Annotated in this window: 41 protein-coding genes; 5 read left to right on the forward strand and 36 right to left on the reverse strand. The window is 59.6% G+C overall.

Going from position 1 to position 23,693, the window contains the following annotated elements; translation table 11 throughout:
* Positions 1-7: 7 nt before the first annotated feature.
* From JQ46_RS04835 to JQ46_RS04905, 15 genes are all read right to left on the reverse strand, one after another.
* Positions 8-445, reverse strand: a complete 438-nt coding sequence (locus JQ46_RS04835; RefSeq protein WP_155271091.1) for a DUF5361 domain-containing protein — start codon at positions 443-445, stop codon at positions 8-10.
* Positions 400-666, reverse strand: coding sequence for a hypothetical protein (locus JQ46_RS04840; RefSeq protein WP_034985963.1), 267 nt, complete (start codon positions 664-666; stop codon positions 400-402). Before JQ46_RS04840 ends, JQ46_RS04835 begins: the two co-directional genes overlap by 46 nt.
* Positions 667-803: 137 nt before the next feature.
* Complete coding sequence (locus JQ46_RS04845) at positions 804-1,427, reverse strand: hypothetical protein (protein WP_051876251.1); 624 nt, start codon at positions 1,425-1,427, stop codon at positions 804-806.
* Positions 1,428-1,442: 15 nt separating this feature from the next.
* Complete coding sequence (locus JQ46_RS04850) at positions 1,443-1,826, reverse strand: hypothetical protein (protein ID WP_034985967.1); 384 nt, start codon at positions 1,824-1,826, stop codon at positions 1,443-1,445.
* On the reverse strand, positions 1,823-2,080 hold the full coding sequence (locus tag JQ46_RS04855) for a hypothetical protein (protein WP_034985969.1): 258 nt from the start codon (positions 2,078-2,080) through the stop codon (positions 1,823-1,825). The genes JQ46_RS04850 and JQ46_RS04855 overlap by 4 nt, the downstream gene beginning before the upstream one ends.
* Positions 2,064-2,417 carry a hypothetical protein gene (locus tag JQ46_RS04860; RefSeq protein WP_034985971.1) on the reverse strand — a complete coding sequence of 118 codons (354 nt, stop codon included), beginning with the start codon at positions 2,415-2,417 and terminating at the stop codon, positions 2,064-2,066. Before JQ46_RS04860 ends, JQ46_RS04855 begins: the two co-directional genes overlap by 17 nt.
* On the reverse strand, positions 2,417-2,860 hold the full coding sequence (locus JQ46_RS04865; RefSeq protein ID WP_051876252.1) for a hypothetical protein: 444 nt from the start codon (positions 2,858-2,860) through the stop codon (positions 2,417-2,419). The genes JQ46_RS04860 and JQ46_RS04865 overlap by 1 nt, the downstream gene beginning before the upstream one ends.
* 34 nt (positions 2,861-2,894) lie before the next feature.
* Entirely contained in the window at positions 2,895-3,830 is a 936-nt protein-coding gene (locus tag JQ46_RS04870) for a phage major capsid protein (protein WP_051876253.1), read from the reverse strand.
* Positions 3,831-3,887: 57 nt separating this feature from the next.
* Positions 3,888-4,343 carry a capsid assembly scaffolding protein Gp46 family protein gene (locus JQ46_RS10790; RefSeq protein ID WP_051876254.1) on the reverse strand — a complete coding sequence of 152 codons (456 nt, stop codon included), beginning with the start codon at positions 4,341-4,343 and terminating at the stop codon, positions 3,888-3,890.
* A gap of 155 nt (positions 4,344-4,498) precedes the next feature.
* The gene (locus tag JQ46_RS04880; protein WP_051876255.1) at positions 4,499-5,176 is read right to left on the reverse strand and encodes a hypothetical protein; all 678 of its coding nucleotides are present in this window, start codon (positions 5,174-5,176) and stop codon (positions 4,499-4,501) included.
* Complete coding sequence (locus JQ46_RS04885; protein ID WP_051876256.1) at positions 5,124-6,560, reverse strand: phage portal protein; 1,437 nt, start codon at positions 6,558-6,560, stop codon at positions 5,124-5,126. The genes JQ46_RS04880 and JQ46_RS04885 overlap by 53 nt, the downstream gene beginning before the upstream one ends.
* The gene (locus JQ46_RS04890; protein ID WP_051876257.1) at positions 6,561-8,054 is read right to left on the reverse strand and encodes a hypothetical protein; all 1,494 of its coding nucleotides are present in this window, start codon (positions 8,052-8,054) and stop codon (positions 6,561-6,563) included. It abuts the gene before it with no gap.
* A gap of 17 nt (positions 8,055-8,071) precedes the next feature.
* A complete protein-coding gene (locus tag JQ46_RS04895; protein ID WP_034985973.1) occupies positions 8,072-8,332 on the reverse strand; it encodes a hypothetical protein in 261 nt (86 codons plus the stop codon).
* Positions 8,333-9,322: 990 nt separating this feature from the next.
* A complete protein-coding gene (locus tag JQ46_RS04900) occupies positions 9,323-9,742 on the reverse strand; it encodes a hypothetical protein (RefSeq protein WP_155271094.1) in 420 nt (139 codons plus the stop codon).
* A 332-nt stretch (positions 9,743-10,074) separates the two neighbouring features.
* Positions 10,075-10,266, reverse strand: a complete 192-nt coding sequence (locus JQ46_RS04905; RefSeq protein WP_034985979.1) for a hypothetical protein — start codon at positions 10,264-10,266, stop codon at positions 10,075-10,077.
* Positions 10,267-10,292: 26 nt separating this feature from the next.
* Here JQ46_RS04905 and JQ46_RS11240 point away from each other — a divergent pair, with 26 nt between their 5' ends.
* Positions 10,293-10,469, forward strand: coding sequence for a hypothetical protein (locus JQ46_RS11240; RefSeq protein WP_155271095.1), 177 nt, complete (start codon positions 10,293-10,295; stop codon positions 10,467-10,469).
* An 80-nt stretch (positions 10,470-10,549) separates the two neighbouring features.
* On the opposite strand, the gene JQ46_RS04915 is transcribed toward JQ46_RS11240, so the two are convergent.
* The 21 genes from JQ46_RS04915 to JQ46_RS05015 all read right to left on the reverse strand — a co-directional run bounded on the left by JQ46_RS04915 (position 10,550) and on the right by JQ46_RS05015 (position 20,755).
* Positions 10,550-10,930 carry a hypothetical protein gene (locus JQ46_RS04915; protein WP_155271096.1) on the reverse strand — a complete coding sequence of 127 codons (381 nt, stop codon included), beginning with the start codon at positions 10,928-10,930 and terminating at the stop codon, positions 10,550-10,552.
* A 283-nt stretch (positions 10,931-11,213) separates the two neighbouring features.
* On the reverse strand, positions 11,214-11,564 hold the full coding sequence (locus JQ46_RS04925; RefSeq protein WP_034985983.1) for a hypothetical protein: 351 nt from the start codon (positions 11,562-11,564) through the stop codon (positions 11,214-11,216).
* Entirely contained in the window at positions 11,561-12,217 is a 657-nt protein-coding gene (locus tag JQ46_RS04930; protein WP_034985984.1) for a hypothetical protein, read from the reverse strand. Before JQ46_RS04930 ends, JQ46_RS04925 begins: the two co-directional genes overlap by 4 nt.
* The gene (locus JQ46_RS04935) at positions 12,217-12,480 is read right to left on the reverse strand and encodes a hypothetical protein (protein ID WP_034985985.1); all 264 of its coding nucleotides are present in this window, start codon (positions 12,478-12,480) and stop codon (positions 12,217-12,219) included. Before JQ46_RS04935 ends, JQ46_RS04930 begins: the two co-directional genes overlap by 1 nt.
* Complete coding sequence (locus JQ46_RS04940) at positions 12,477-12,704, reverse strand: hypothetical protein (RefSeq protein WP_034985987.1); 228 nt, start codon at positions 12,702-12,704, stop codon at positions 12,477-12,479. Before JQ46_RS04940 ends, JQ46_RS04935 begins: the two co-directional genes overlap by 4 nt.
* Entirely contained in the window at positions 12,694-13,071 is a 378-nt protein-coding gene (locus tag JQ46_RS04945; RefSeq protein WP_034985990.1) for a putative PDDEXK endonuclease, read from the reverse strand. The genes JQ46_RS04940 and JQ46_RS04945 overlap by 11 nt, the downstream gene beginning before the upstream one ends.
* 15 nt (positions 13,072-13,086) lie before the next feature.
* Positions 13,087-13,545 carry a single-stranded DNA-binding protein gene (gene ssb / locus JQ46_RS04950; RefSeq protein ID WP_034985993.1) on the reverse strand — a complete coding sequence of 153 codons (459 nt, stop codon included), beginning with the start codon at positions 13,543-13,545 and terminating at the stop codon, positions 13,087-13,089.
* Between the two features lie 5 nt (positions 13,546-13,550).
* Positions 13,551-14,093 carry a hypothetical protein gene (locus JQ46_RS04955; RefSeq protein ID WP_155271097.1) on the reverse strand — a complete coding sequence of 181 codons (543 nt, stop codon included), beginning with the start codon at positions 14,091-14,093 and terminating at the stop codon, positions 13,551-13,553.
* Positions 14,075-14,545: a hypothetical protein gene (locus JQ46_RS11330; RefSeq protein WP_192817241.1), complete on the reverse strand. Its 471-nt coding sequence runs from the start codon at positions 14,543-14,545 to the stop codon at positions 14,075-14,077. Before JQ46_RS11330 ends, JQ46_RS04955 begins: the two co-directional genes overlap by 19 nt.
* 401 nt (positions 14,546-14,946) lie before the next feature.
* Positions 14,947-15,351 carry a GIY-YIG nuclease family protein gene (locus tag JQ46_RS04965; protein WP_034985997.1) on the reverse strand — a complete coding sequence of 135 codons (405 nt, stop codon included), beginning with the start codon at positions 15,349-15,351 and terminating at the stop codon, positions 14,947-14,949.
* On the reverse strand, positions 15,326-15,673 hold the full coding sequence (locus tag JQ46_RS11460; RefSeq protein ID WP_337588506.1) for an HNH endonuclease signature motif containing protein: 348 nt from the start codon (positions 15,671-15,673) through the stop codon (positions 15,326-15,328). The genes JQ46_RS04965 and JQ46_RS11460 overlap by 26 nt, the downstream gene beginning before the upstream one ends.
* Complete coding sequence (locus tag JQ46_RS04975) at positions 15,645-15,998, reverse strand: hypothetical protein (RefSeq protein WP_034985999.1); 354 nt, start codon at positions 15,996-15,998, stop codon at positions 15,645-15,647. The genes JQ46_RS11460 and JQ46_RS04975 overlap by 29 nt, the downstream gene beginning before the upstream one ends.
* Positions 15,985-16,470, reverse strand: coding sequence for a hypothetical protein (locus tag JQ46_RS04980; protein ID WP_034986001.1), 486 nt, complete (start codon positions 16,468-16,470; stop codon positions 15,985-15,987). Before JQ46_RS04980 ends, JQ46_RS04975 begins: the two co-directional genes overlap by 14 nt.
* Positions 16,471-17,355, reverse strand: coding sequence for a YqaJ viral recombinase family protein (locus JQ46_RS04985; protein WP_034986002.1), 885 nt, complete (start codon positions 17,353-17,355; stop codon positions 16,471-16,473).
* The gene (locus JQ46_RS04990; protein WP_192817242.1) at positions 17,340-17,627 is read right to left on the reverse strand and encodes a hypothetical protein; all 288 of its coding nucleotides are present in this window, start codon (positions 17,625-17,627) and stop codon (positions 17,340-17,342) included. Before JQ46_RS04990 ends, JQ46_RS04985 begins: the two co-directional genes overlap by 16 nt.
* A gap of 5 nt (positions 17,628-17,632) precedes the next feature.
* Positions 17,633-17,926 (reverse strand): hypothetical protein, encoded by a 294-nt coding sequence (locus JQ46_RS04995; RefSeq protein WP_034986006.1) that lies wholly within the window; start codon positions 17,924-17,926, stop codon positions 17,633-17,635.
* A gap of 131 nt (positions 17,927-18,057) precedes the next feature.
* Positions 18,058-18,324, reverse strand: coding sequence for a hypothetical protein (locus JQ46_RS05000; RefSeq protein WP_034986008.1), 267 nt, complete (start codon positions 18,322-18,324; stop codon positions 18,058-18,060).
* Positions 18,321-18,551, reverse strand: a complete 231-nt coding sequence (locus tag JQ46_RS11625) for a helix-turn-helix domain-containing protein (protein WP_424647999.1) — start codon at positions 18,549-18,551, stop codon at positions 18,321-18,323. Before JQ46_RS11625 ends, JQ46_RS05000 begins: the two co-directional genes overlap by 4 nt.
* Before the next feature lie 493 nt (positions 18,552-19,044).
* On the reverse strand, positions 19,045-19,563 hold the full coding sequence (locus JQ46_RS05005) for a hypothetical protein (RefSeq protein ID WP_034986011.1): 519 nt from the start codon (positions 19,561-19,563) through the stop codon (positions 19,045-19,047).
* Positions 19,563-20,468 (reverse strand): ParB N-terminal domain-containing protein, encoded by a 906-nt coding sequence (locus JQ46_RS05010; protein ID WP_034986013.1) that lies wholly within the window; start codon positions 20,466-20,468, stop codon positions 19,563-19,565. The genes JQ46_RS05005 and JQ46_RS05010 overlap by 1 nt, the downstream gene beginning before the upstream one ends.
* A gap of 53 nt (positions 20,469-20,521) precedes the next feature.
* Positions 20,522-20,755, reverse strand: coding sequence for a hypothetical protein (locus JQ46_RS05015; RefSeq protein WP_005293571.1), 234 nt, complete (start codon positions 20,753-20,755; stop codon positions 20,522-20,524).
* A 142-nt stretch (positions 20,756-20,897) separates the two neighbouring features.
* On the opposite strand from JQ46_RS05015, the gene JQ46_RS05020 reads away from it, so the two are divergent.
* The 4 genes from JQ46_RS05020 to JQ46_RS05035 are packed head-to-tail and all read left to right on the forward strand — an operon-like array spanning position 20,898 to position 23,643.
* Complete coding sequence (locus tag JQ46_RS05020; RefSeq protein WP_155271100.1) at positions 20,898-21,293, forward strand: hypothetical protein; 396 nt, start codon at positions 20,898-20,900, stop codon at positions 21,291-21,293.
* Positions 21,290-21,676 carry an ImmA/IrrE family metallo-endopeptidase gene (locus tag JQ46_RS05025; RefSeq protein ID WP_034986018.1) on the forward strand — a complete coding sequence of 129 codons (387 nt, stop codon included), beginning with the start codon at positions 21,290-21,292 and terminating at the stop codon, positions 21,674-21,676. Before JQ46_RS05020 ends, JQ46_RS05025 begins: the two co-directional genes overlap by 4 nt.
* Positions 21,677-21,687: 11 nt before the next feature.
* Complete coding sequence (locus JQ46_RS05030) at positions 21,688-22,455, forward strand: hypothetical protein (protein ID WP_034986020.1); 768 nt, start codon at positions 21,688-21,690, stop codon at positions 22,453-22,455.
* A gap of 12 nt (positions 22,456-22,467) precedes the next feature.
* Positions 22,468-23,643, forward strand: coding sequence for a tyrosine-type recombinase/integrase (locus JQ46_RS05035; protein WP_034986023.1), 1,176 nt, complete (start codon positions 22,468-22,470; stop codon positions 23,641-23,643).
* The last annotated feature ends 50 nt before the right edge of the window (positions 23,644-23,693 follow it).

The raw sequence follows: 23,693 nt of genomic DNA on the forward strand, positions 1-23,693 counted from the left end.
CCCTAATCTAGAACTTCATGCCCAGCAACTCCGCGAGCCTCTTCGCGGGAATCTTCGCCCCGCCATGCTTCTTCTTGCCCGGCTCCTGCACGCCTGGGCGGGGGATCGGCTTAGGGCGATTGCGCCCCTTGGAGCCGTCCTTAGTCTTGAACCACACGAGAATGCTCGTCAGGTCGACGAGGTTCGCCGTCAGATGCTCCTGCACGCCCCATAGCGCCTCTTCGCCGGTCTCTAAGGCGTGAAACGCCGACCCCTTAGGGGAATGCTTGACGAAAACTAGTAGATCGCGCCACGAGTAATCCAGGGCGTCAGGATCGAAGAACCACCTCAACCGCATACCTGCGCGGATCAGGTCGGCCTCGATGCACTCCTTCTTGCCTGGATCGTCGAGAACGTCTACTAGTCCTCGGATTCCCCCGTGGTCACCTCGGAGGCCTTCTGCCACGCCTCCAGCAGCTCCCCGATCTCATCAATGCCCATAGTGTCGATGATCTCTAGGGTCTTCTCGTCTGCCGTGGACTCGAACAGCAGGAACGCCTGCTCAGACTCGTCAGCCTTGCGCATACGGCGCATCGTGCCGAACGGCAGCTTATCGAACCGTGGTAGCTCAATGTTCTTGCCGTTGAAGTCGTAGTTGAACTTGTTTGGATTCTTCTTTGTTGCCATCGTGTGCCTCCAATAGAAAAACGGTGTGCCTAGAAAAGTGAAAGATGAAAAAGAGGGGGCGAGGACGGCACACGGAGTCCCCGCCCCCAAGGGGGCTACTTGTTAGGCGCGGCACCCCTACGCGCCGAACTAGCTATCTAACCCTCAGAGTTGCCCGGATCCTCGGGGTTAGGGGTGGAGTTGCCGGGCTTAGCGTCAGGCTTTACCTGGTACTCGTAGCCCTTGTTGCCGTCCGCGTCCACGAACGCCTCGATCGTGACCTCCATAGAGATCACGTCAGAGTGAGTGAAGTTGCGGTCGCCGGTCTCGGTGATCTGGCCATCAGGGACAACCAGGCGAATCTTACGATCTGCGCCACGGTCGAAGACCTCAATAACCCAGGTCTTGTGAGGCAGAATGTCAGAGTTCTTCTTCACCAGAATCTGATCACCCGAAACCTCGACGTTCTCGTCGCCGTAGATCAGCTTCAGAACCTCCGCGTTGCCCAGCTCAAGGAAAGTAAAGCTGTAGGTAACGGTGTGGTCGTTCTGGATCACGCGGACGGTATCGCCGCCCCACGCCTTGATCTTGTCGGTATCGCGCTCGTTAGCCTCCGTGACGCCGTCCTCGCCAATGAAGCCAGCCGGGACGAAGCCAGCAGCCTCCAGGTCGGTGCTAGCGTCAGGAAGGGACGAAGTGTCGGTAATAAGGTCGCCTACCCACAGCCCGCCAGAGCTATCGGGAATGCCAACCAGAACATCTTGAGTGTTACCCAGTGCCATGTGAATATTCCTCCTTTAGGAATGAGTGATGTTGTTTGTTGCCAGCCGAAGCTCGCCTGTGAATTGGTAGCGAACCCTGTCCACGTCTGGCTGCGGGTAGTTCACCGGTCCAGCAACTTCTCGCCAAAACCGAATACCCGCGTCATGTACTTTTTCGCCCGCGCTGCCATCAAGCACCACGCGAGCCTCGTTGGCTAGCTTGGCCGCCGTGCTACGGCTCTTGGAGTAGCAATTAACCCCAATAAGAGCCGCGTCGGTTACTTCATTTCTCCGCACCCCACCTAGGCGCGTAATACGCACATAGGTGCTTGGAATGTCCCTAGGTGGGGTGATGTATACCGGCACGTCTAAACGCTGCCTAAGCAGCGTTACAGCCACCATTTCAGCGTCAGGAATCACGACCTACCAGCCCCTAACGCCTTCAAGAGCGTGTCGTTGGTCGCCTGATCTCGACGCGCATCACCATCGCCTGTGGCAACGAACGCGCGCCAACGATCAGCAGTGCCCGGCGAGCCGGACTCCATTACGTAAGTGCCCTTGCCGTTAGCCTGCGCGGACTGCTGTACCGCCCGCGCCTTCTCGTCGACGAGACGCGCCACGCCCGGCGACTTACGCAGCACGGCATAGGCGTGCCAGTTATGCCACGTCTTCATGAGACCCCCTCGATAGCGTCACCTTGTCCAGGCCAACGCTGCCCCATGGACCATGATCCCAGTTGGCTACTGGCCCATCGACACGAAACCAGCCAACACTAGGAAGATAAATCTCATCTTCAGGCTGAATATTCGCACCAACGGGAATAAACGCCGCAGCGTCGTAGTCAACCCGGTACATGTGCCCATCAGTACCTGGCTCCTCGCCACCCGTGAGCCACCATGCGGCGACCGCAATAGGTTCAGGCTCGCCGAGCATGTAGGCAGGGTCGCCATCCTCGTTGACCGCCTCCATACCGCGCCGTAATTGCAGAGTGTGCTTCACTGGAAAATCCATCACGCCCACCCCGTCGAATACGGTCCAAGAAGATACTTTTCAGGCCACGTCGACGGCCAATCCTGATACAGCCCGCGCGCCTCATTAGGCAGCATGTCCACCGAGTAGACACGCCGCGAGGCGGAATCCGCGAGCCGCTTCAGTAGCGCCTCCTCGGACGGGAAAAACATGGACGAGCGCTGACGGTAGGACTCCTGGGTACTAAACGGCCCCATCGTCTTCGACTGCGAAGCCACACCACCAGCGCCAGACTCGCCCCAGCGCACAATCGCGCCGCGGATCACACCAGCCGCCGCGTCCTGCGTATCCTGGTCAGCATTCTTCAGCCCCGGCGCAATAGTGACCGCCATAGCCACGGCATCACGGATAAACAGCTCCGCCGTCTCGTCCGTGATGTCGAGGCCGTAGGCGCGCAACTCGTCAGGGGTAATTTCGATTGCCATAGGCTCCCCCTTCCGTCATAGTGACGCTATCGTCTTACGCGCCGGAACCCGGAACGGTATCGCCCGGCTTCACGAACTTGACGAAAGCGTCATCCTTCATAATCGTCCAACCGAACATGATCTCCGCGATGAACGCCACGGAGTTGCGGCGCTGCAGGTCGCCGTTGCCCAGCGGGTCGCCGTACTCGATACGGCGCAGCGGAATATCCAGTGCGCGACCGAAGCGAACCTGCTGCCAATCGCCGCCGATAGCCAGAATGTTCGTGTCCGCAGAGGCGTCAACACGGCCAGACACAGTCTTAGCGACCGCCACCGGCAGGCCAGCGAAGGTAGAGATGCCCTGGCCGCCCATGTTGATCTCCGGGTAGAGGCGGCGGCCTTCCTTGTCGCGCGCGTTAGCGATGTAGGCGGCAAAGCGCGGGTCGGCAGCAAAGCCGTCGAAGTTGCCGTCGGCCTCATTGACCAGGCCGTAGCCTTCCCACATAGCCTCATCGACCGCCTCCGGCTCTGGCAGCTCGATCTCGTGGGCGGTCTTGGTCACGTATTCCTGGCCAGACAGCTGGCCACCGTCGATAGCCTGGCGACCGTGAAGGACAGCCAGGTCAATCTGACGAGCCAGAGCGCCGGCGGCCTCCGCGCCGATCTGCTCGAGCACGTTCACTGGGTTGGTCTCGATAGCCTCCATGGTGAACTCCATGCCGACCACAGCCTTGATCGGTCGGAAGCTCTTAGCACCGATCTGCATATCGGACTGCTTCTTGTTCTCGCCCTCGCCGATGATCGCGGCAGCCGGGCGCTTAGTCAGCGTCGGAATCGTGTTCTCGCCCAGAATCACCGGGTGCGCCTTAGACAGGCGCGGAACGACCGCTTCTTCCAGTGCGTCCTTCCAAATTTCCTGGGACAGGTTCCGTGGCAGGGTATCCTGCCCGCCCTTGCCGCCAATCAGAGAGTTGAGCTTTTGCGTAGCCATTAGTGTGTTCCTCCTTCAAGGAATCGTGTGTTTGTGGCTTGGTTTTATTAGCGAGGGCTAGCTGCCTGCCAACATGCGGCGCGCGTACGCCTCGGCAGACGATTCAGCCTCATCGCGCCCTACGTTCTTCACGTATGCGCCCGTTGCTGGCGCCTGCGCGGCCACATACTCCGCAAGACGCTTGGCGTGCGCCTCAATCGCGTCCGTATCGTCGCCTACGAGAAGATCAGCCGGTACGCCATGCTCGCTAGCCGCCTTAGCTTTCGCGGCCTCTAGCGCGCTCTGGTGGCGTTCCTGTTCTAGCTCCTTAACGCGGTCGTTCAGCTTTTCTACTTCGCTACGAGAGTCGGCAGCCTCCGCCGCCTGCTTCTTCAGCTCCTCGTAGTCCGCGTACTTCGCCCGCTCGCGCTCTAGGCGCTTGGATAGAATCTTGTCCAGCTGTTCCTGGCTTGTGATCGCCTCGAACCCGCTATCGGCATTAGCCTCATCGGCCTTCGCGTCAGCGTTAGGCATGTTGTTAGGTGTTGGATTGTCAGACATAAAGCCCCCTAAAAATCACCGCACATACTCGTGCGTACAACCGGGACATTTAGCCCCGTCCAATAAAAACCCGCCACCCTTATAGGAAGCGGTAGTGAGACGCCAGGAATCGAACCTGGTAAAGCCCCTTAACGGCTCGCCCCCTCTTTAAGCCACTTTGCGTAGCTGGACAGCGTGAGACTGTCGGTCTCCTCCGAGAACTGCGCCCATTCGCGCTCTAGATGCCGCACCGATTGCGGCAGGTCTCTACCGTCAATGCGGGCGATCTGTGTTGAGCACCTGCAGTTGTCATGAAAACGGTTTCCGTCCTTCGTGGACTGCGCAGACCTGGCAGACCCATACACCGCGCCACGAGAGGCCAACATGCGACAAAACGCACACGCGCCCGCCTCCGGGACACGAGCCACCGCCGTGCGGGTGCGCCGCCCATGATCCCGCGCGGCATTGAGCACCGTTTCCCGGTAGGACTGCAGCACTAGGCGCGTGAGTGCGCCCTGTAGTCGGTCTAGCGCGGCGGCCTCGAACTCGTCCTGCACGCCAAACACTGCCCACCGGCCAGACTTGTCCGCTTGCTCAAGCGACGGTGCCGCCAAGTCGATCTGGCCAGCCCTCACTCGCTCACCACGCGCCGCATAATCAGCCAGCGCATAATCCCGCGCAGCTAGCGCGGATTCCGTGCCGTACACGTCCACGATCTCCGTGAACGCATCGACCATAAACAGCTGCGGGTCGATAGCCTGCCCGGCGAGAAGGTTAGCCTCCAGCAGGGACTGCTGTGCTGTCGCCACCAGCTGATCCTGCAGCATTGCCCCCATTAGCGCCGGTTGCACTAGCCTCACCTCCCGCTGCCATCAGCGCCTCCTCGCTCGCACCACGAGCAATGCCAGCCAGACGCACGAGACGATCACTAGCGCGCGCCTCAGCCTGTACGCTCTCGACGGACTCAATCTCATGCTCCGAAAGCCCCATGCGACGCCACACAACCTCGCCAACCGGCAGCACGCCAGACTGCACGGCCTTGACCATCGCGTCTGTGGTGGCCGCCAAGGTAGGCGTAGCCGGGTCGGCCCAACGGGCACGCGGAGAATCCTCAATATCAAGATGCCCTGTCACCACAGCGCGCGCTAACCGGCCAACCTCGACCCATGGGCTAGTGAATTGGCGACAGCGCCGCTCTGCGCGCTTAATCAGCCGGTTCTCCATCGCCCGCACCGCGTCAGCGCTCGTGGGGTTAGAGTGCGGAATGTTGAAGTAGGATTCCGGGATACCGGACTCGGTAGCCACCAAGCTCGCCAGCCCCTTGATCTGATCCAGGTATGGACCAGGTGACACGGTTGAGAACTCTCCGAACTTAGGCTCCGTGCCCTCCTCCTCGTCACGGGGAGCAAGCAACATGCGAGTGCTAATCAGCTTCCACGAGTCCACACCCTCGAAGTTCTCCTCCGATAAGCCAATACCATAGCGCTGCGGGGTGGAGAAGAACTCTCGGTTGACGTCCATCGCGCGTAGCGCACGGGTAGCCGAGTTAATCGCCGTGATGATGCCCGGCGTGATCTCGGAACGCCCGCGACGATCGCCCGCACGGGTGCGGTTCACCACCGCCACGAGCGGCACCCTCCCCATGCTATGCGGGATACGTTCCGCGACCTCCCACTCGCCATGCTCGGAGCCGCGCACCAGCTCGACAACCTCGTCAACCTTCCATAAGGTCGCTTCCTTCTTCGAGTGGTAGGTAATGCCAGCCTCGACAAGACCTGTGCGCGGGTTGATCTCCGCCGTGGTGGAACGCGCCGAATGAGCACGGATAAGCACCTCCGGCTCCCCCGCCCCACCTGCTGTCACAGACAGGAAGCCGATGCCGTACATCAGCGCATCGCTATGTACCGCGCTAGATTCCGAGCCCACGTCAGAGGACTCGTACACGGCAGACAGTAGCTCATCATCTTCACCGCTAGCGTCAGACCAGCCCAGGAACTCGATACGCTCCTCAATCGTGTCCACGACAGTAGACGCCCAGCCCACAGTGACCTTGTTCAGCACCGAGTTAGGCGGGATACCGATACCCAGCGATGGGGCATAATACCGGCCACGGTAGTATGCCTCACGCTGCTGGTTGCCATGGTCGTAGCTAGCGAGGCGACTAGATAGACCCTTCACCAGCGCCCTATCCTGATCAGATAGCAGAGCCATCTACATCACCATCACTTTCTTGCGGTAGTTCTTCTTCGCCCCGCCCCGCGGCTTCCTGCGGTACTTCACGCGACTTAATTCCTGCTCGGTATCCAGGCCATTAAGAGCTAGGGTGGCGGCCACGAGTGGGCTAATGTCCGTCGTTGAGTTGAGGCGCCCAAACGCGAAACGCCCCTCCCCCACCCGCCGCTTACGAGCACCAGACAAAGCCAGCTGCATAGACCCCTGCCCCAACTGGCGCACATTGTGAGTCAGCACCGAATCCAGGAACCGCTCGGCAGCCGTACACACGAAATCAACCCGCACCTTCGTCACGCCCACCCCGCGCGCTTGAATGTCCTCAATCAGCGACGAGGCCGGGGAATAGCCGTCGATAATGACCGCGTCCGCCCCGAACTTCTCGACCACGTCCGCAACCTTCGCGGGAATCCATGCCACGGAGCCCGCCCGCTGGTCGATCACGTCAACGATGGGCGGCTTGCCATCCGTGGTCTGAATCGCCGCCACGAGCGCGCCTGCGTCACGAGAAGGCGTGATGTCTGCCGCGAGCACCACCTTCTCAATATCCTGCGGCAGAACGCGAACCTGGCGATCCTCGCACGCCCGCCAGTCCTCGACCGGAATAACTGACCGCTCACCAGCAAACGACCACATACCCAGCCGCTCGCGCATGAACACACCCGGCTCCATCGCGGACAGCTCATCCTCGATCACCTCTGCGCGCAGGCGAATGCCCAGGCTCGGATTGGCGTACGCCCATACGTCAGGGTCGCTTAGCTCGATAGGGCCATCAGCGTCAGGCGCAGACCACTCGCACCACATCGAGCGGCGGTTCTTGCTCTCCATGGCGTTATCACGCAGCCGTCGCCACACCTCGGAATCCGACCTAGTAGTCGGCGGAGTGCCCACGATAATCTGCTGCGGCTCACCAGACGGAGCAGACGAGATTGTGGGGAGTAGCGCGGCCAGTGACTCGTCGCCCAAGTCCTGCGCCTCGTCCATGATGAGAGTGTCCACAGTGAAGCCACGGCCTGCGCCCGTCGTGCGAGCGCCGAACTGCACGCTACCGCCATTAAGCAACCGCACTTCCTCTTGGCCGTTAGCGCGGCGAATGAAGTCCACCATCTCCTGAAGCTCCGGGTATTCCGGCGACTCAAAGAAGCCAGCGATGCGCAGAAACGCAGCACGCGCAGTCTTGAGCTCGTGAGCGGTATGGAGAACCTTCCTGCCTAGCACAACAGTCTGATACAGCTCGATCATCTCAATGATCGCATTCTTGCCGTTCTGACGCGGCACAGACAGACACGCCTGCGTGCACGTCATACGCCCCTTGGCGTCACGCCCCATCGCGTGATCGAGGAACAGCTTCTGCCACGGGTCAGGCTTAAGCCCGTAACCCTCAGCAAGGAAGGCCGCATCATCAGCTTCGGTCGTATGGAAGCGCGGGAGCTTGGAGACTGGGGACGGTTCTTGCCTGCCGATCGTTTGCGACACCGACCGTCACCTTCTTCCTAGCTCGCGCTCTTACGGCGCTCCATAAGCTGCTCCACAACCGTCAGCGGCTTGCCATCGTCTACAGGCGGGCGAAGCTCATCGATGCGCGCTAGCACTTCTGTGAGTTGTCGAGACAGTGCCGCGATGCTCCGCGCGTCGTCCGAGGAATCCATCGCGTCCGCAAGGACGTTTCGGAGTTCGATCAACGATTCGAACGACTGCTCGGTTCGAACAGCTTTTCCTAGGCGACCTAGGTTGTCGGCCATTTCTTCAGCCATTAGCGACCATCTCCTTGGTGAAAATACGAAAACGCTCTGACCTGCATAAACGCTGCGTTAAGTGGAAATAGTTGTCAAGAGGGGGAAATCCACAATGACATGTGGGTGGAAAACCCCCTATGACCTGGGGTTACTCCCCCTGGGTCTCTCATCGAAAACCCCGCGCGTTCGACCGGGTGTTCTATTACGTAGCCCCGCCCCTAGTGTGCATTCACCATGGCATAGCGTGCGGCTCGCTGGATCGCTCGAGCCGTTCGCTGCGCTGCTGCCTGCGCGAGTTGCAGACAAAGTGTGCCGGACGTAACCGCCCATGGTTATGTCCGCCCGTTGCCACCGGCTCAACATGGTCTGCAGTGAAGCTCATGGGGTCTGGCCACTTGATCTTCTTGTCGATCGGCTTATTGCATAGCCAGCATGTGAGGTTCGATTGGGCTTTGAGTAGTTCTCGCCTGCGCCTGTATTCAGGATCGCTTGTGCGGTGAACGTGTTGCCTCATTGCTCACTAACCTTCGTTCATTGTCCTGCTTGCTACTTGGTCTTGGCTTGGCCGTTGCTACCTACCGCTTGGCCTGACCTTGCCTAGCGCTTGCATGTCGTTAGCTTCGTTGCTTCATGGTCGCTTGCTATTGATTGCTCGTCGACTCGATGTGTTGTCGATGCTTCGCGTGTTGCTCGCGCTTCGCTTGCTCCATGCTTGTTGCCCTGGCTCGTAGTGCCTGCGCCCGTGCCACCCGTAAGGCTGGCCTGTACTCCCTTGCGCTTGAGCCCGTGCTGCGCCGCGTGGTCGACTGCCCTCACCAGGGCGGCGGGAGTATGGGGCTACAGGCGGCGGGGTGTGCCCTTGCCGTGGGGTGCGGTAGCGATAGGGGGGCTGCCTGCATGAGGGGGCTACCTAGATAGCCGGGGGGCATACGACCAAACCCCCGTGCGCTTCGCTCCCGTGATGTGGGGCGTGCGCCGGGGGTTTGTCCTACACCTGTTGCAATTCCATTATACCGCAGGGCGTGACAGTTGCAATAGTTGTTGTTCTACATCTGGCCACCAGTAGTGCTTCGCGTCTCCGTAGGTTCTGCTGCGCACCTTCTTGCGCTTCGCCCATTGTCGTAGCGTGGCGGGCTTTAACTCCGCCTTGTGGCGTGCTGCCCGTGCCGTTGCCTGGGAGGTCGTCAGCCAGTGGCTCGCCATCGAGGCCGGCACCTCCCTGTTCCATCTACGGAATAGGCTTAGCTCCATTGAGGCAATATCCTCTGCAACCTGGTCGCGTTCCTCGCATTGATCCAACACGTCAATGTAGGTTGCAAGCCAACGGCAACAGCTTGCTGCGCCTTGCTTGCGCTTAGCTGCTGGCAAGTAGCTTCCTGCTGCGCGCTTGATGATGTCCATCACTTCGGCTTCGATGTCGAGCTTCATGTCTAGCTGCTTGATGTTGCATGGCGCCGGACGGTTGATGGTCGTCTTGCGTACGCCTGTTTGCGATGTAACACCAGGCGCTAAGACTTGGTCTGTTAGTTCGCTGCTTAGTTCGTCTATGAGTGTTGCTAGGCGTGTGAGCGTTGCGGGTAGGTTGCCGGTCACGAGGTGGGCTCTCCTTGTGGGGTGTGTGCTGCTGGTTGTTGTAGACGTTCCTGCTTGACTGGCTTTAGGTGTAGGGGTTGCGTGCCGTAGGGGTGGGGTTAGTTCTATGCCCCCTCCCCCTTGTTCCATTAGACCCCCTCCCCTCTTTTGTTTAGGCCGCCCCCTCTTTATGTGTGCGGCACCCTATTCGCTTCGATGGTTGGCGTGTGGTCGTTAGTGATGGTGTCGAGTATGCCGCTGGCGATTCCCTCGGCTTCGTCTTCGCTGTGCGCTTCAACATAGGCGGTGTAGGTGACAGTGATCTCGTACTCGTGCCAGTTGTTGTAGCGGTCGATTTGTTGCATGAGTGGGTCGGGCATTACTCCTCTTCTTTCGGGTCGAGTGGGTGTGTGTCTCCGTATTCATCGACGATCCGCAGGCTGCAGTGTGGGTGTTGTATCAGGAATGTTCGGAGTGTGTTGGTGAATTGGCTGCCGTAGTCGGTTTCGTAGCCGAGGTAGCCGCCCTGGTGCGCGCGGTAGAGGTCTTGGCGCTGGTTGATCTCTTCGCGTATGCGGGGTAGGTTGCGGAGGTGCTGGCCTACCTCATGGGGGCTTTGTAGTGGCGGAGTGTGGCTGTCGCATTGGAGGTAGAGGTAGGTGCTCACTGTGCTTCCTGTCTGTAGTGGTGTGCGAGTAGCGCGAGGGCGAGGGGTTTCAGTTCGTCGTCGTGGATGAAAATAACCTCCTCTACCCCTTGGGCTGTACATTCGATGATTATGTGCTCACCCCAGCGGTGGAGCGTGATCGGCTTTTCTTCCTTCTCCATGCAAGCCGGGAGCGGAACAACTGTGTTATCCCTTGGCAGCTCGATTTCTACGGTGCGTGCCATGCGGTCGGCGTAGGCGAGGGCTTCAGTATGGGTGGGGAAGCCGAGCTCGTGATATTCAGGTGAGGTTACGACCCAGTAGGGTTTCGGTGCCCATCGTTGCTGCTTCCAGACTTTCCAGTGTTCCCGTGTGGTGGTCATTGCTTCTTTCTGCATTCCTCCGCCAGGTACATGTATCTGTCGGTAAATACGGCCAGGTTGTGACTGATTACGTGGGTGAAAGGGAAAGCGCTTAGGAGAACGCGGGTGCTTCGTAATCGGTCTGCTTTTCGCTCGTACTTGCGCGCTTTGCGCTCCCAGTATGGTGTGGCGTTATGCCTATCAACGGCCTCCACCACAAGAACGGTTAATATTCCTATTACGATCGTCATGGCTAGACCCGCGACGAAAATTAAAAGTTCATTCACCTACATCACCTCCGAGGCGGTCGATGAAACTGTCATACATTCCCACTGGGTTGCCCTTCCTCTTCTGCGTAGTTCGCGGCTGCCAGTAGCGCAAGCGCAACCTTGTGCGTTTCGTTTGGGTTAAGTTCGCCGGGTTCGATGCGTTGGATCATTACCCGTCCAGCACCGGCGGCTGTCCACACGATTGGGTTTTCTAGCCCTGTTCCTAGTGGTAGCCATTCGCCCATGTGGAATTGTCCACTTTTGCCGTGCTCGTCCGGTTCCGGTAGGTCTGGCGCGAGTAGGTCCGCATCAGCTAGGTCTTGCGCGATACATTCCGGTTCTTGGCAAGGGTCGGTTCCGTGGGCGCGGATCACGTCCGTTGCTTTGTTGTAGGTGCTCATTCTCCCCACCCCCGGCGGAGAACATGGCGCGTCCTTCCTGCCATCTCGGCATTGTTTCGCCTGCCGCCATCGCTCATCCACACGTAGGGCAGGTGAATCCATGGACCGTCGCCAACTGCGGCGACAATACTTCCTTCGGGTAGCGCCTCGTATTCTTCGTGTGTGGTGACAGTCTCCGGCATATCCTGTGGGCGGGCGGGAATAAGCGGGGTGATGAGCGTGATTTCGTAGTTGTGCCATTCGGACTCGTCAGCTGTTTCCCGTGTGGGGGTTACCCATAGGTCGGGGGTGATTTTAAGCGCGGGGGTGTTGGGTTGTGTGTCGAACCCGTTGTGTGCGTCTAGTAGCCAGGCTTCGCCGACGGGTACGTCCTCCGGGCGGGTGGTTTGCTCTGGGAATGAGAGACTGTCGAACTGCTCCGCCTTTTCGCTCGTGGTGCCGTCGGGGTTGACGTATGTGGTTTCGATCCAGCCATCTACTGGCCTGTCTGTGGTGATGAGCACCTGCTTGCCGTGGCGGTTGGTCGCCCAGCGGCCTAGTAGCCCGGTGGTGGGTGGCGTGTTGTTGAGCTGGTCTTCCAGCTGTTCGATCTGCTCCGCGAGGGTTTTAGCCTGCTGTTGTAGTTCTTCCAGACGTTGCTGGTTGCTGGTCATTAGCTGTTCCCCTTCATGTTTTCGGCTTCCTCTACGGCTGCGAGTAGAGCGAGGGCAACCCGTCGGGCTTCGTCGTAGCCGAGAGACAGCACTTCCTCCTCGTGCGTTTCAATGTCGATGGTGCCCCGGCTGCGGTCGTGGATTACAACTCCGTCGTTGTCGATGTCGCCGTCGATCACGATGGAGTGGCGGGTGAACCAAACGTTGTGGATATAGTTGGTTGCCGATGGTTCGGGTAGGTCGTAGGTTTTGCGGGTGGTCATGGAGTGTCCTCCTTGGGTGCTGGTCGGTAGATCGGTGCTGAATCGTCGGGCTCGTACAGGTCGTAGTAGGTGACGCTGTTCTCGCCAGGGTCGGGCGTGATGAGGCCGGCAACGTTCAGCTGGTGCACGAGCTCAAATAGGGACTCGCCTACCTCGTCCATGTAGGCGGCGATGTCGATCGCGCGGTCGAAGTTAGTTGCTGGGCGGTGCGAGTTATGGCTCATAGCGGGATTCCTGTAGTTCGCCGGTGAGGAAGAAGATGAGGTCGTCGACGCACATCGTTACCCACTGCCTTCCAGGGTCTGCTACGCCGTGGCGTTTGTGGATGATGATGCCGACGGCTGCGTCGTCGTTGCCCGCCTGAGTGTGCGCTTCGTCGATCCATTGGGCGAGGCTTGGACGGGCGGTGTTCTTGCATTCCACGACCACTCGCTCGCCGTGGGATCGGACATTGGAGATGTCGCCCCGGTCTTTCGCCCCGGTTTTTACACGGCGGTCGATGTATTCGCTGACGTTGTCGCGGAGGTGGTCGGCGATTTGCCTTTCGAACCTGGCTCCGGCCGCTTTGGCTGATTGTCTTGTGCGTGCCATTGGTTTCTCTCTTGCTTAAAAAGGCGGCTCGTCATCGTCGCCCTGCTGCTGGTTTGCGGGCTGGTCGGCGAACGGGTCGCCCTGCTGCTGGCCGAAACCTGCCTGGTTGTTCTGCTGGTTCGTCGTGGCCTTCTGCACACCTGCGACCGCCCAGCGCAGATCAGGCGCGACGGAGTCGGCGGTCATCTTGATCTGCAGCTGCTCGCCATGCTGCGAGTTCCACACGGTCGGTCGCACCTTGCCCGCGACAGTCACGCGCGTGCCCTTCTTGAGGCTGTGCGCGACGTTGGCTGCCAGGGTGCCGAAGCAGGACACCTTGACGGCGATGACGGGCGTGTCCTGCCACTGCCCGGTGGCGTTGTTCTTCTCCCGCTCGCTCCATAGGACGGTGAGTCCCGCCCAGGGCTGGCCTTCCGCGTTGTGCTGTAGTACGGGATCGCTGGCGAGGTTGCCGGTTACGGTCATGTGGGTCATTTTTTCTACTCCTTGGTTGTTGGTTGGTTGTTGGTGGCGTCAGATTCTTGTTGATTGCCGTCTCTCGCGGACTTTCCCGCCTCTAGTGCCCATTTACGCGAGAGGCGCTTCTTCGTCGCTTCTACGGCCTTCTGATCGACGTTTCCCGCGCGCTGGCATAGCTCCGGGGATCGCCCATCGGCGGTAAGCCCCATCTGCAGGTGCCGTTGCTGCTCGCGCCTGCGCCTGATCTGTTCGCACTCCGCCCGGTATCCCGGCTCGTCGATGAGTAGCTCCTCGTGAGCGCGCCATACGGCTCGCTTGAAGTCCGGGACTCCGATCAACCTGCCGCCGAGATCGTCCCCAGCGACCTTCAAGGCCGCGACGGGGAACACCTTCACCGGCAAGTGGATTCGGCTAATCGCGTCGGCGTACAGGCGCATGAGCGCTTGCTGCTGCTCCGGAGAATCCATGCGAGGCATCGACTGTGGGGCGAACAGCTTCAGGTTCTCAAGCACCTGTGAGGCAATCGCGGCTGCCTGGTCGAGCGTCATGCTCCGAGTTGCCATTGGGGGTTACCTCCGATCTGCAGCGGCTCGCTGGGCATGTCTTCGCCATAGAAGCTCGCGAGTAGCGCATCTGCCGTCACGCCTTGGCGGGCGGGCTGTGGTGCCACATGATTGTTGGTTTCGTCGATGGATTCCCAGCGGCGATCCTTGAGCCACTTGTGTGGGTGGGGGATGTAGCGCGCGTCATCGACTCCGGGGTTGTCCGCATAGACGGCTGTGAGGCGGAGCAGTTCCTCGGGGGCGATGGTTTTGGTTGCTTCACGCCATTGCTTCGCCGCGTCTTTCTTTGAGGCGTTGCGTCGGCGTGGGTAGGTCTTCCACCAATCCTCGAATGCGGGCGGGTAGGCATCTGGGCGCGCGTCCGGCCTTCGGGCGGACGAGTCCGAACTTGCTTCGGACGATATATTCCTTTCCTCTGTTCCTCTGTTACTTTTATCCCCTGTTCCAGGCAATGGATTCTCGCGAGGGTGTCGCGAGGGTGTCGCGAGGGTGTCGCGCATTTGCGCATTTTCGCTGGTAGGGAGCGGGTAGCGAGGTTTGTTAGGCCGATCGATACGTTGATGTTTTCCCCAGTTGTCTATTGATAGATACTCTCGCCCATCGACTGTGTACCGGTTGATTCGCCCGGCTGAAGCAAGGCGTTGAAGCCCGTCTGCAACCCTCGCGAGGGTGTCGCGAGGGTGTCGTGAGAGATCATCGGCAAACAGATCAGCGGCCACTAGGCTCACTCTGTCCTGCCCTACCCCGTTATCGTCCACATACGACCACAACCCAATGAACAGCAGTCGATCTTCGACCGTCAGGCAAGATATATCGGGTGATCGCCAGAACTCGGGCTTGATCGAACGAATCCTCATGCCACCTCACCCCCTCCCGCTAGAACGAAGCCCTGGCCATACCGCGATGCGTACACTTGTGAACCTGGTCGCTGGTTGCATTCCGGCTTAATCGCTTCAATGAAGCGTCTTTCGGCCTCCCATGTTTTCGACTCTGCGTCGAAACGGCTGTCCCCGTGAATTTCAAAAACATAGACACTAGCCGCTCGCGGAAACCATGGCTTGCGCACATGCCCGGACATTCTGTACACCATGTTCACTGCCTTGCCGACGTAAATCGGCTTATTATCCTGGTCGAGAATGACGTAAACATATTCAGAGTGGCGGCGACTGTATTCAGGAAAGTGCTTCCATCTGCCCCAGCCTCTCTCTTTGATCTCAAATCTGCCTAGCGGGCTAACTTCGATGCATTCTTTCTCCATCTTCTTCCTCCTTCCTGTAAACCCCTCGGTAGTATCTCGGCGGCCAGGTAACCTCGTCCCGGCCACGAATCAATAAGCCCCGCTCGTAAGACCAAGCGGGGTTGTGGTGCGCGTAGCTATGGCATTGGTGGCAGAGAGCAACCAGATTCTCTTCCGTATGCTCGCCACCCTGTGATCTCATCTTCCGGTGGTGCAAGTGATGCGCCCGTCCAACACACACGCCGGGAATCATTGCCTCGCATGTGCCGGCCGACCGGGCGAGAACAGCCTCTGCGACCTCGGGCGGCATTGCCTTACGTTTGCCCATGGCCACTCCCGGCATAGGCCTGGCGGATTCCAGCAGCCATAGTCTGTAGTGCGGACTGCTTAGCGATAACCGCACGCAGCATGTCTTTCGCTCGCTTATATGCAACATCGGCGACATCGCGGGCTGCGCGCTTCTCCTCGGTCGCAACCTCCGCCTTGGCTTCCTTGTCCTTAATGCTGCCCTCGGCTGCCAGGTAGGCCATAGCGTAGGCGTTCTTGTATTCGCGCTCCGCGTCGAGGTAGTCGGCATAGGCGTTTGAAACGACGTCTACACCTTTGTATGTCTGCTCGCTGGTGGTGCGCAGGTCGCGCTCGATCTGGACAGGGTTAAGAGGCTCCATTAAGTTCCGCCCTCCTCCGCTTCACGACCAGAGTCAGGTGGTTAGCGACGCCAAGCTCCATCGCCTCACTCCATACCTTCTTCAGGTCGGCTTCCGTCTTGCAGGCGTTCGCCCTGTCGGTAAGCTCCTGGATTTTTGGCTTCATCATCTCTTCGCGCGTCACACGGCGGTTGCCAGCGAAACCGGCATTAGCCAGCGCGCGTCCCAGTGCGGAGGTTTCGCAGGTTTCCAGCGCGGCTACCTTCTGTGTCATGCCCGCGCCGTCGACCTCGAAGGCGTGCCCTTCACTAAGGGGCTTCTCGTCCTCGAAGTTGCGATAGAGTGCCACCTTCACGACCCAGCGGGTGGCTCCCACCTCGCCCCGCATGTCCACGACCTCGCTGGTCATGCGGTAGTTCGGGTACGTGTCTTTGAAGCGCATAATGCGCTCCTCGACAGGTTCATAGTTGTCCAGGTTGATCTGATTACCCATTTAGGACACCTCCTTCTCGAATGCCAGGCGTAAGCTTGGCTTCGTTTCTTTCTCAACCGTGTACTGGTCGGCCAGGTCGGCATGATCTTTGCGGAACTTCTTGGAGTCGAAGGTCTTGCGCGTGCCTGGCTTCGTCATCGTCACCATGCCGATGCTGGGATACTCCCAGCTGCCCGGTTCGTCGCCGATGGCGCCGATGATCTGCTCGCGCAGTTCGTTGATCTCCGCCTCGATACCGGCCTTCATGTCGGTCAGCTTCTTGACCTGCGCCAACTCGAAGGACACATCTGGGGCGGTCGGGTTCTTGCCTTCGAGCCACTTGTGAGCGAAGTCCACTAACTCCTTGATGCGCCTCTCATTGCGTCGAATAACGCAGCTGCGCACCTCGCCGGGCTTGAACTCGTCGCCCTCAACCGTGTACGGCTCCCAAGAGAACAGGCACTCGTCCGCGTCGGTCACATACAACTGAACCTGCACCTGGTCGAAGTACACACCAGGAATATCCCCATCGCCCCAATCGCGGTGGGCGCCAACGGTCTTGATCTCGCCGATCAGCTCCATCGGCTGCCCCTCGCGCCAATCACGATCAACCATGTCCGGTGTCGCGCCGATCAAACCGGCATCATCGACCCACAGGTCATCGTTCGCTTCAAGGCTCGAGTCGATCTCTAAGCGAACATGCTTGGCGATAACAGGCTCGCGCTCCTTACCCCACTCGGTGTAGCGGTTGCCGGTGAAGTTTTGCTTGCCGGTGCGCTTCTCCTCGCGCAGTTCACGAGCATATTTAGGCGACCGGATCGCCCTAGCAATTTCCGTAGCCGTGATAACCTCACGGCGCTGCTCCAACCACTCTTCAGTGTCGAAGCTAATTAGGCGTTGCGGCATGGTGGCAACACTCCTTTCTCTTCTATAAGACGCTTAGCTTCCGCCTCTGCCTCGTAGATGAAATTGATGTCCAGCCCGAGGCGAGTAACGAGCTTGTCTAGCGTGGAAATAAACATTGTGTTCCGACGCGATACGGGGTTGCAGCACTCATTGAGCTGGGCTGGCGAAATCCCCGTGAGCTCCACAATCAGATCGCTGCCCAGGCGGTCGCGCTTAGCGGCCAATGCAGCCTGTAGCCCCGATGGGATCGGCACTTGCTTAATCTCGCGCACCGCGATCACCTGATCTCGTTCGCTAGTGCGTCCAGGTGATTACAGATCGCGCGCTGCGACCGGGTCGCCTCCCGAACCTTCTTCCGTAGCCGGTCGGCAGAAATGCCGGGGCGCGGGTGATTCGCTCGGCTTAGCTGCTGCTGTAGCTCGCGGTTACGGTCACGCAGGCGGGGAAGCCGATGTAGTAATTCAGCCGTATAGGCAGCCAGCGGGTCGTCCGTCTTCAGCAGCTGGGAATGTGTCGCGGAAATCAGGCGATCCAGCTTCATGTCCGCGAGCTGGGTTTCAAGGTCTTTCAATGGGGGGGCTTTCTAGGTCAGCAGGATTACGCAGATCAGGATCACGCCCATACCCACGGCAAAACCGAGGGAGAACCAGAATGGCGGGGGCGGGGTCGAATCGTCGTGGTCATACGGGTCAATCAGGGGCATTAGACCAACAACTTTCCGAGATGCCAGGCGATCAGCAGGATCGTGCCCGCGAACGCGATAGCGGCCAGCGAGGCGGCGATCATGTCGAACAGGGTTACCCGCTGCTCACTGTCGAGTTCGTAGGGCATCGCGTCATCGGTGTAATCATCGTCCGCTTCCAGCCACTCGTCGATCTCGTTAATGAGGCGCTGTTGCGCGCCCTGGATAGCTGGGTGTGCCGGCGGGATAATACGGTTCGGGATTGGGATGTCATCGTGGCGACTCATGATGCGGCCTCCTCAGGGGTGATGGATTCAACAGGGATACGGGTGGCATTCCCGATACGGATGGGATTGAGATGGGCGAGCCGGCCTTCGCGGGCATGGCGGTACAGGGTGCCGGGCGGAATTCGCAGTATTTCTGCAGCCTCGGGTATGGTGTAAAATTTGCGTTGGGTCACAGTTTTTGTCCTTTCGTGTGGCCTTGTTTTTAGTGAATGGCAGAACAACGACACCCCATCTGGATCAGAATTGATTAGGCGATGATCTGGGTGGGGTTTGTCGTGTTTTTAGGGGAAGGGGCGCAGCGCCACCCTCGCGCTCTTCGCTAGCGGTCGTGGGGTGGGCTTACGCGGCGACGAAACGTCGGAAGGTCGACCGCTACGCCCCTAGTACCCTCGGCAGGACTCGAACCTGCCTTGCACGTCACGTAGCGCGCGCCTAGTGGCTGGCGTGGCTGGTGATCGCGTGCAAACAACCTTGTGAGGGTCTGTTTTCGTCTGTAGTTACCTCCCACTGGCGGGTGGGGTTCCTGCCCTAGTAGGGCTTGCGGGGGTCATGGCGCATCTGAGAACCAGCGCTCGCCCCGCCCGTATCGCAGACGGTGGTATTCAGTTGTCAAAGAACATGGCCATGTGGCCTTGTGCCCTGCCCAGGAATTGCACCTGCGGGGTTGGTCTACCCAGGGCGGGCTCGTCCAGGCTTCCCCTCCCAGACGAACCAAGGGGGTTAGGCGGACGCCTCGCTGGACTGCACGGCCTGCTGATACGCGCCCCACGACAACGCACCCAACCGCGCCATCTCCGCCTCCCATTGCTCGATCCCCGCGACAGTCTTCATGCGGGCAGCATGGTCGGCATTCGCAGCTTTGCGCTCCGTGTCAGCCCATAGCTGCAAGTCGCGAACCGAGGCGCAGGACAGCTTCACCCGCTCGCGCACCTTCTTTGGCTTCCCGTTGACCAGAATCGTGTTCCAGAAGCTAATCGGAGACTCTCCCGCGAGCTGCCAATCCAGCGGCTGCTGGCCTGTGATGTGAAACTCGCGAGCCATCGCGTTCCCGGAGCTAGTGCGTTTCTCCTCAATGCTTCGCGCCTTGCTACGCAGTAGTTCCCGCGCGAGGTCTTCCACCTGCGCCACATCGACCGGGATAGAGTCGGCGACGCGGTCGATCCAGTCCTTCGCGATATATCGGTCTGGGCGAGCCTCGTCGAGGCGCTTCATTAGTAGTTCGGTGTAATCGGCAGCCATTAGTCGCGTCCTTTCAGGTACTTGTTTTCGATCTCTAGGAATCGTTCGCGGTCGTGCTTTTCCATCGCGTCGAGGACTTCATCACGGGCGGGGAATGTCGCCATCATCAGGCCGAACTTGAAGGCTTCGACGAAGGTTTCGACGTAGGTTTTATGGCGTTCGATGAACACGCGGTGGTCGCGTTGTTCCTCTTCTTCCTTGCGCTTCTTTTCCTGCTCCGCCCGGCGGGCTTCGCGGTCATGTTCGAGGTATGCCGCGTAGGCTCCGCGCATGGTCTCGAAGGTTCCTTGGGGCTTCGAGTCAAGCCAGGCTTGGGCTTCAGGGTGGTTGTCGAAGTAGCGACCTGCCTTGTCTTCGCGGGCTTGCTCGTCGCGGGCTTCCTCGATACGGGCGCGCTCCTCGGCTTCGCGGCGCTGCTTCTCGGCCACAGCCTTTTCCTGGGCTTCGGAAAGGGGGAGGTCGCCAACTGCGACCGCGCGAAGGGTGCCTTCGCCAAGAATGTCGAGCACTAGACCGGCTCTGCTTAGCTGCGACCCGGCGTTTGAGCTGTCGCTATTTGCAAATTGCAAATAACTCGTTGTGCCGCGCTTCCATCGCCCGTTCTCTCGGCGCCCAGCCTTAGCCAAGGTGATCGCCTTCTCCGCTGCGAGCTGCCCAACTGTCTGGTGCTTCCGGTCGTCGTTATCGCTAAGCATGAACGCCAGAGGGTCTTCCTTGCGGGTCTCAAAAACTGGCTCCACGCCGGCCTTCTCGCACGCTGCGAGACGATGGCGGCCACCGATTACACGGCCTTCCGCGTCCAAGCTGATCGGGTGTAGTAGCCCAATCTCCGCGATAGATTCAGCCATCTGCTCCACGCGATCCTCGAAGATTGGAAGATCGGCGATGTATGGGTGTATCTTCATCTGCTATACTTTCCTTACTTTCCTTTTTGCCCCTGTTCCCGCAGGGGCTTTTTCTATGCCGCAATCTCTTCGCGCGTGGTCGTGTAGAACATCTGCCCGAAATCTTCGAGGCCGAACCCGATAAGAACTCCGGCGACGAATGCTGCCGAAACGTTCCCGCCCTCCATTGCGCGGACAAATGTCTGCCGCTTAACTCCGATGCGCTCCGCCGCCTGGCTCTCCGAGAGTCCGAGGGTGCGGACGAGCGTCTTCATCGCTTCTGTATTGAGCTTGATTGCCTTGGTCATGTGGTTCACCTCCTTGCCGGTATGGTTTAAAGGTAATCCATGATGGCGCACTTGTAAACCATTACCCCAAAACGGGGTTGGTTTATTTACTATCCATGCAGTTCGAATGGCTCTAAGTGGTTTGAAAATGTACCATGTAGACATGAGCGAATTTCAGCAATGGATAACCGGAGTTACCGGCGGTGCATCTTGGCGCACTATCGCCGACAAGCTCGGCACCACCCACCCCACGATTCAACGGCGACTTAAGAACGACACGGCAAGCGCTGTTATTGAGCTCGCTCGCGCCTATGGCGCCAATCCAATCCCTGGCCTACTAACCAGCGGGTGCATCACCCGCTCCGACATGGACGAGCACTTCCAAGAAGCTTCACTTAGTAGCTACACAGATCTAGAGCTCGCCCAAGAGATCGTCCGCAGGCTCGAAGAAAAAGATCACGATGACCTCGCGGACGTGTACGAGTTCCACGCCGTCGCAGATTCCAGCCCCGACGAGGACGCACTACGAGCACAGCAAGAAGGGAGCGACCTTGAATGACCATCACTTGCCCAGACCTGCACCACGTAGCCCGCCAACTCGGCGTAACCCTCACCCGCCATGACGGCGGCGTCAAGGGCTACTACAACCACACAACCCACACCATCAGCACCAGGCGCGGAATGAGCATCACCCAATACCGCTCCACCCTCGCCCATGAGCTCGGCCACGCGCACTACCGCGACCAGCCCACCGGCAACGGCCACTACGACCAGAAGCAGGAAGCCCGCGCCGACCGCTACGCCGTGCGCCTGCTTATCGACCCGGCGACGTTCAACACGGCCTACAGGTGGTGCCAAGGCAACCTCCAAGAGCTCGCCGACGAACTGGAGGTCACCCAGCACCTACTCGCCGTCTACATGCGCCAAGCACTAACCCACTAGGAAGGAAAACCATGAAGACCCGCATCATCCCAGCCATCCTCGCCGTCCCACTCCTCATCGCCGGCTGCAGCACCGACGACACCACCCCGGACATCAACCCTGGCGAACTCGAGGAAAAGCTCAACCCCGATGGAACCGACTCCGAAGAGCACAACATCGCCAACCCCCTCCCCGTCACCTGCTACTCGCACCTCCCCTGCGAGGGCGAGCTCAAGCTAGAGACCGTCACCCTCGGCGGCTCCTGCGACTACGGGATGAAGGACTACGACCTGCGCATCATCAAGCCTGGAAACACCCTGCTACAGATCAAGGGACACTTCACGCTCGATACCGCCGAGAACGGGTGGGCAATGCTGGACGACCCAGCCACCATCAACAAGGATGGGGACACCGAGACTCCGGCGCAGGCCAACGTCTGCGACGACGCAGACTCCGGCCACGAGGACTGGAGCGAGACCCTCGACAAGGGGCACAGCATGAAGGTATATGGTTCCTGGGAAGTCGACGAGAACACCGAGTACGTATACCTCCTGGGTAAGAAGGTCAAGGTCGAGGACATCAAGCCATTGTCCGACGAGCTAAAAGAGAACGGCGACATCCCAGATGATGGAGGTTCCTTGATCGACGAGGATTACACGGAGGAGCCGATTAACACGGAGAAGTTCGCCCCCGAGGGCGACACTCCGATGCCTACCACCGGCAACGCCGAAAACGACGCCACCGTGAACTTCTGGAACTGCATTCAGGCGGGCGGAACTGAAGAGTCCTGCCTGCAGTAAGGAGCCGTCGTTATGGCTGTCCAGAAACGCACTACTAAGACCGGCAAGACCCGTTGGGTCGCCCGCTATCGTGACAAGACCGGGCGGGAGCACTCTAAGAGCTTCGACACGCAACGCGAGGCCAAGCAGTACCTCGCAGACCAGCGGGTCGCGCTCACCCGTGGCACATGGGCTAACCCCACCTTGGAGAAAACTGCTATCGGCACACTCGTTGATGAATGGGTGCAGTCCAGTAGTGAGGTCTCCCGTCCGTTCCGCATGTCCCTTATGCGGAATCTCGGTGATCTGGCAGACCAGCCTGTCGGCACCCTCACGCCTGCGGACATCCGCGCATGGGTGGCGACACTGCAGGCCGGCAGGCCATGGAAAGACGGTTCCCCCCTGGGCGTATCGTCCGTATCGAGCGCGTTAGCCAACCTCAAGGCCGTGCTAGAGCGGGCAGTCGATGATGGACTGATCCCGAAGAACCCGGCACGCACTGTCACCGCATCTAGACCGACTACCCGTGTTACCTGGCATGATCTGCCCACTCGTGACCTTATTGACCGGCTGATCCGGTATGCGCGGACGGGCTATGGGCAGCGCAAGCGGGGCAAGAAGCTGTCCTGGTTCCAGGCGCACCCTGACCTGGCCGTGATGATCCGTGTGAGCGCTGCGACGGGGTTGCGCCCCGGTGAGGTGGCAGGCCTGAGTTGGCGGAATGTGGACTTCGAGAAGAGGCAGATTCTCGTGATGGAGCAGGCTATGCGCACTGGCGCTGGCACGCGACCACTAAAGACCGGCGACAAGGGTATCCGCGCTTTGAGTGTGGATGATGAGACGCTGGCCGCGATTAATGAGCTGCCGCGTGTGGATGAGCGCGTGTTTCATGCCCGGTGGGGTGGGGTGCCGATGACGGCGGAGAAGTACTCCCAGGCGCTGCGCCGGTTGTGCCTCGTCGTGGGTGTTGATCCGGTGACGCCGCACTCTTTCCGGCATTTTCATGCGACGGAGCTACTAAGCGCTGGTGTGCCGGTGAAGGCTGTGCAGCGTCGATTGGGGCATTCGTCGGCGCGGGTGACTTTGGATGTGTATGCGCATTTCGTGCCGGGTGGTGATGATGTGGCGGCGGATGTGATTGCGGGTGTGTTGTCTGGTGCGGGATCGGTGCGGGATCGGCGTGGCGGTTTGCGCGTTGTTGGCGGTTAGTGGCCTGGTCGTGGGGTGGTTTTTGGCTATTTTACGTTGATAAGGATCAT

The sequence above is a fragment of the Corynebacterium jeikeium genome (assembly GCF_000738175.1).
GTDB lineage: Bacteria > Actinomycetota > Actinomycetes > Mycobacteriales > Mycobacteriaceae > Corynebacterium > Corynebacterium jeikeium_C.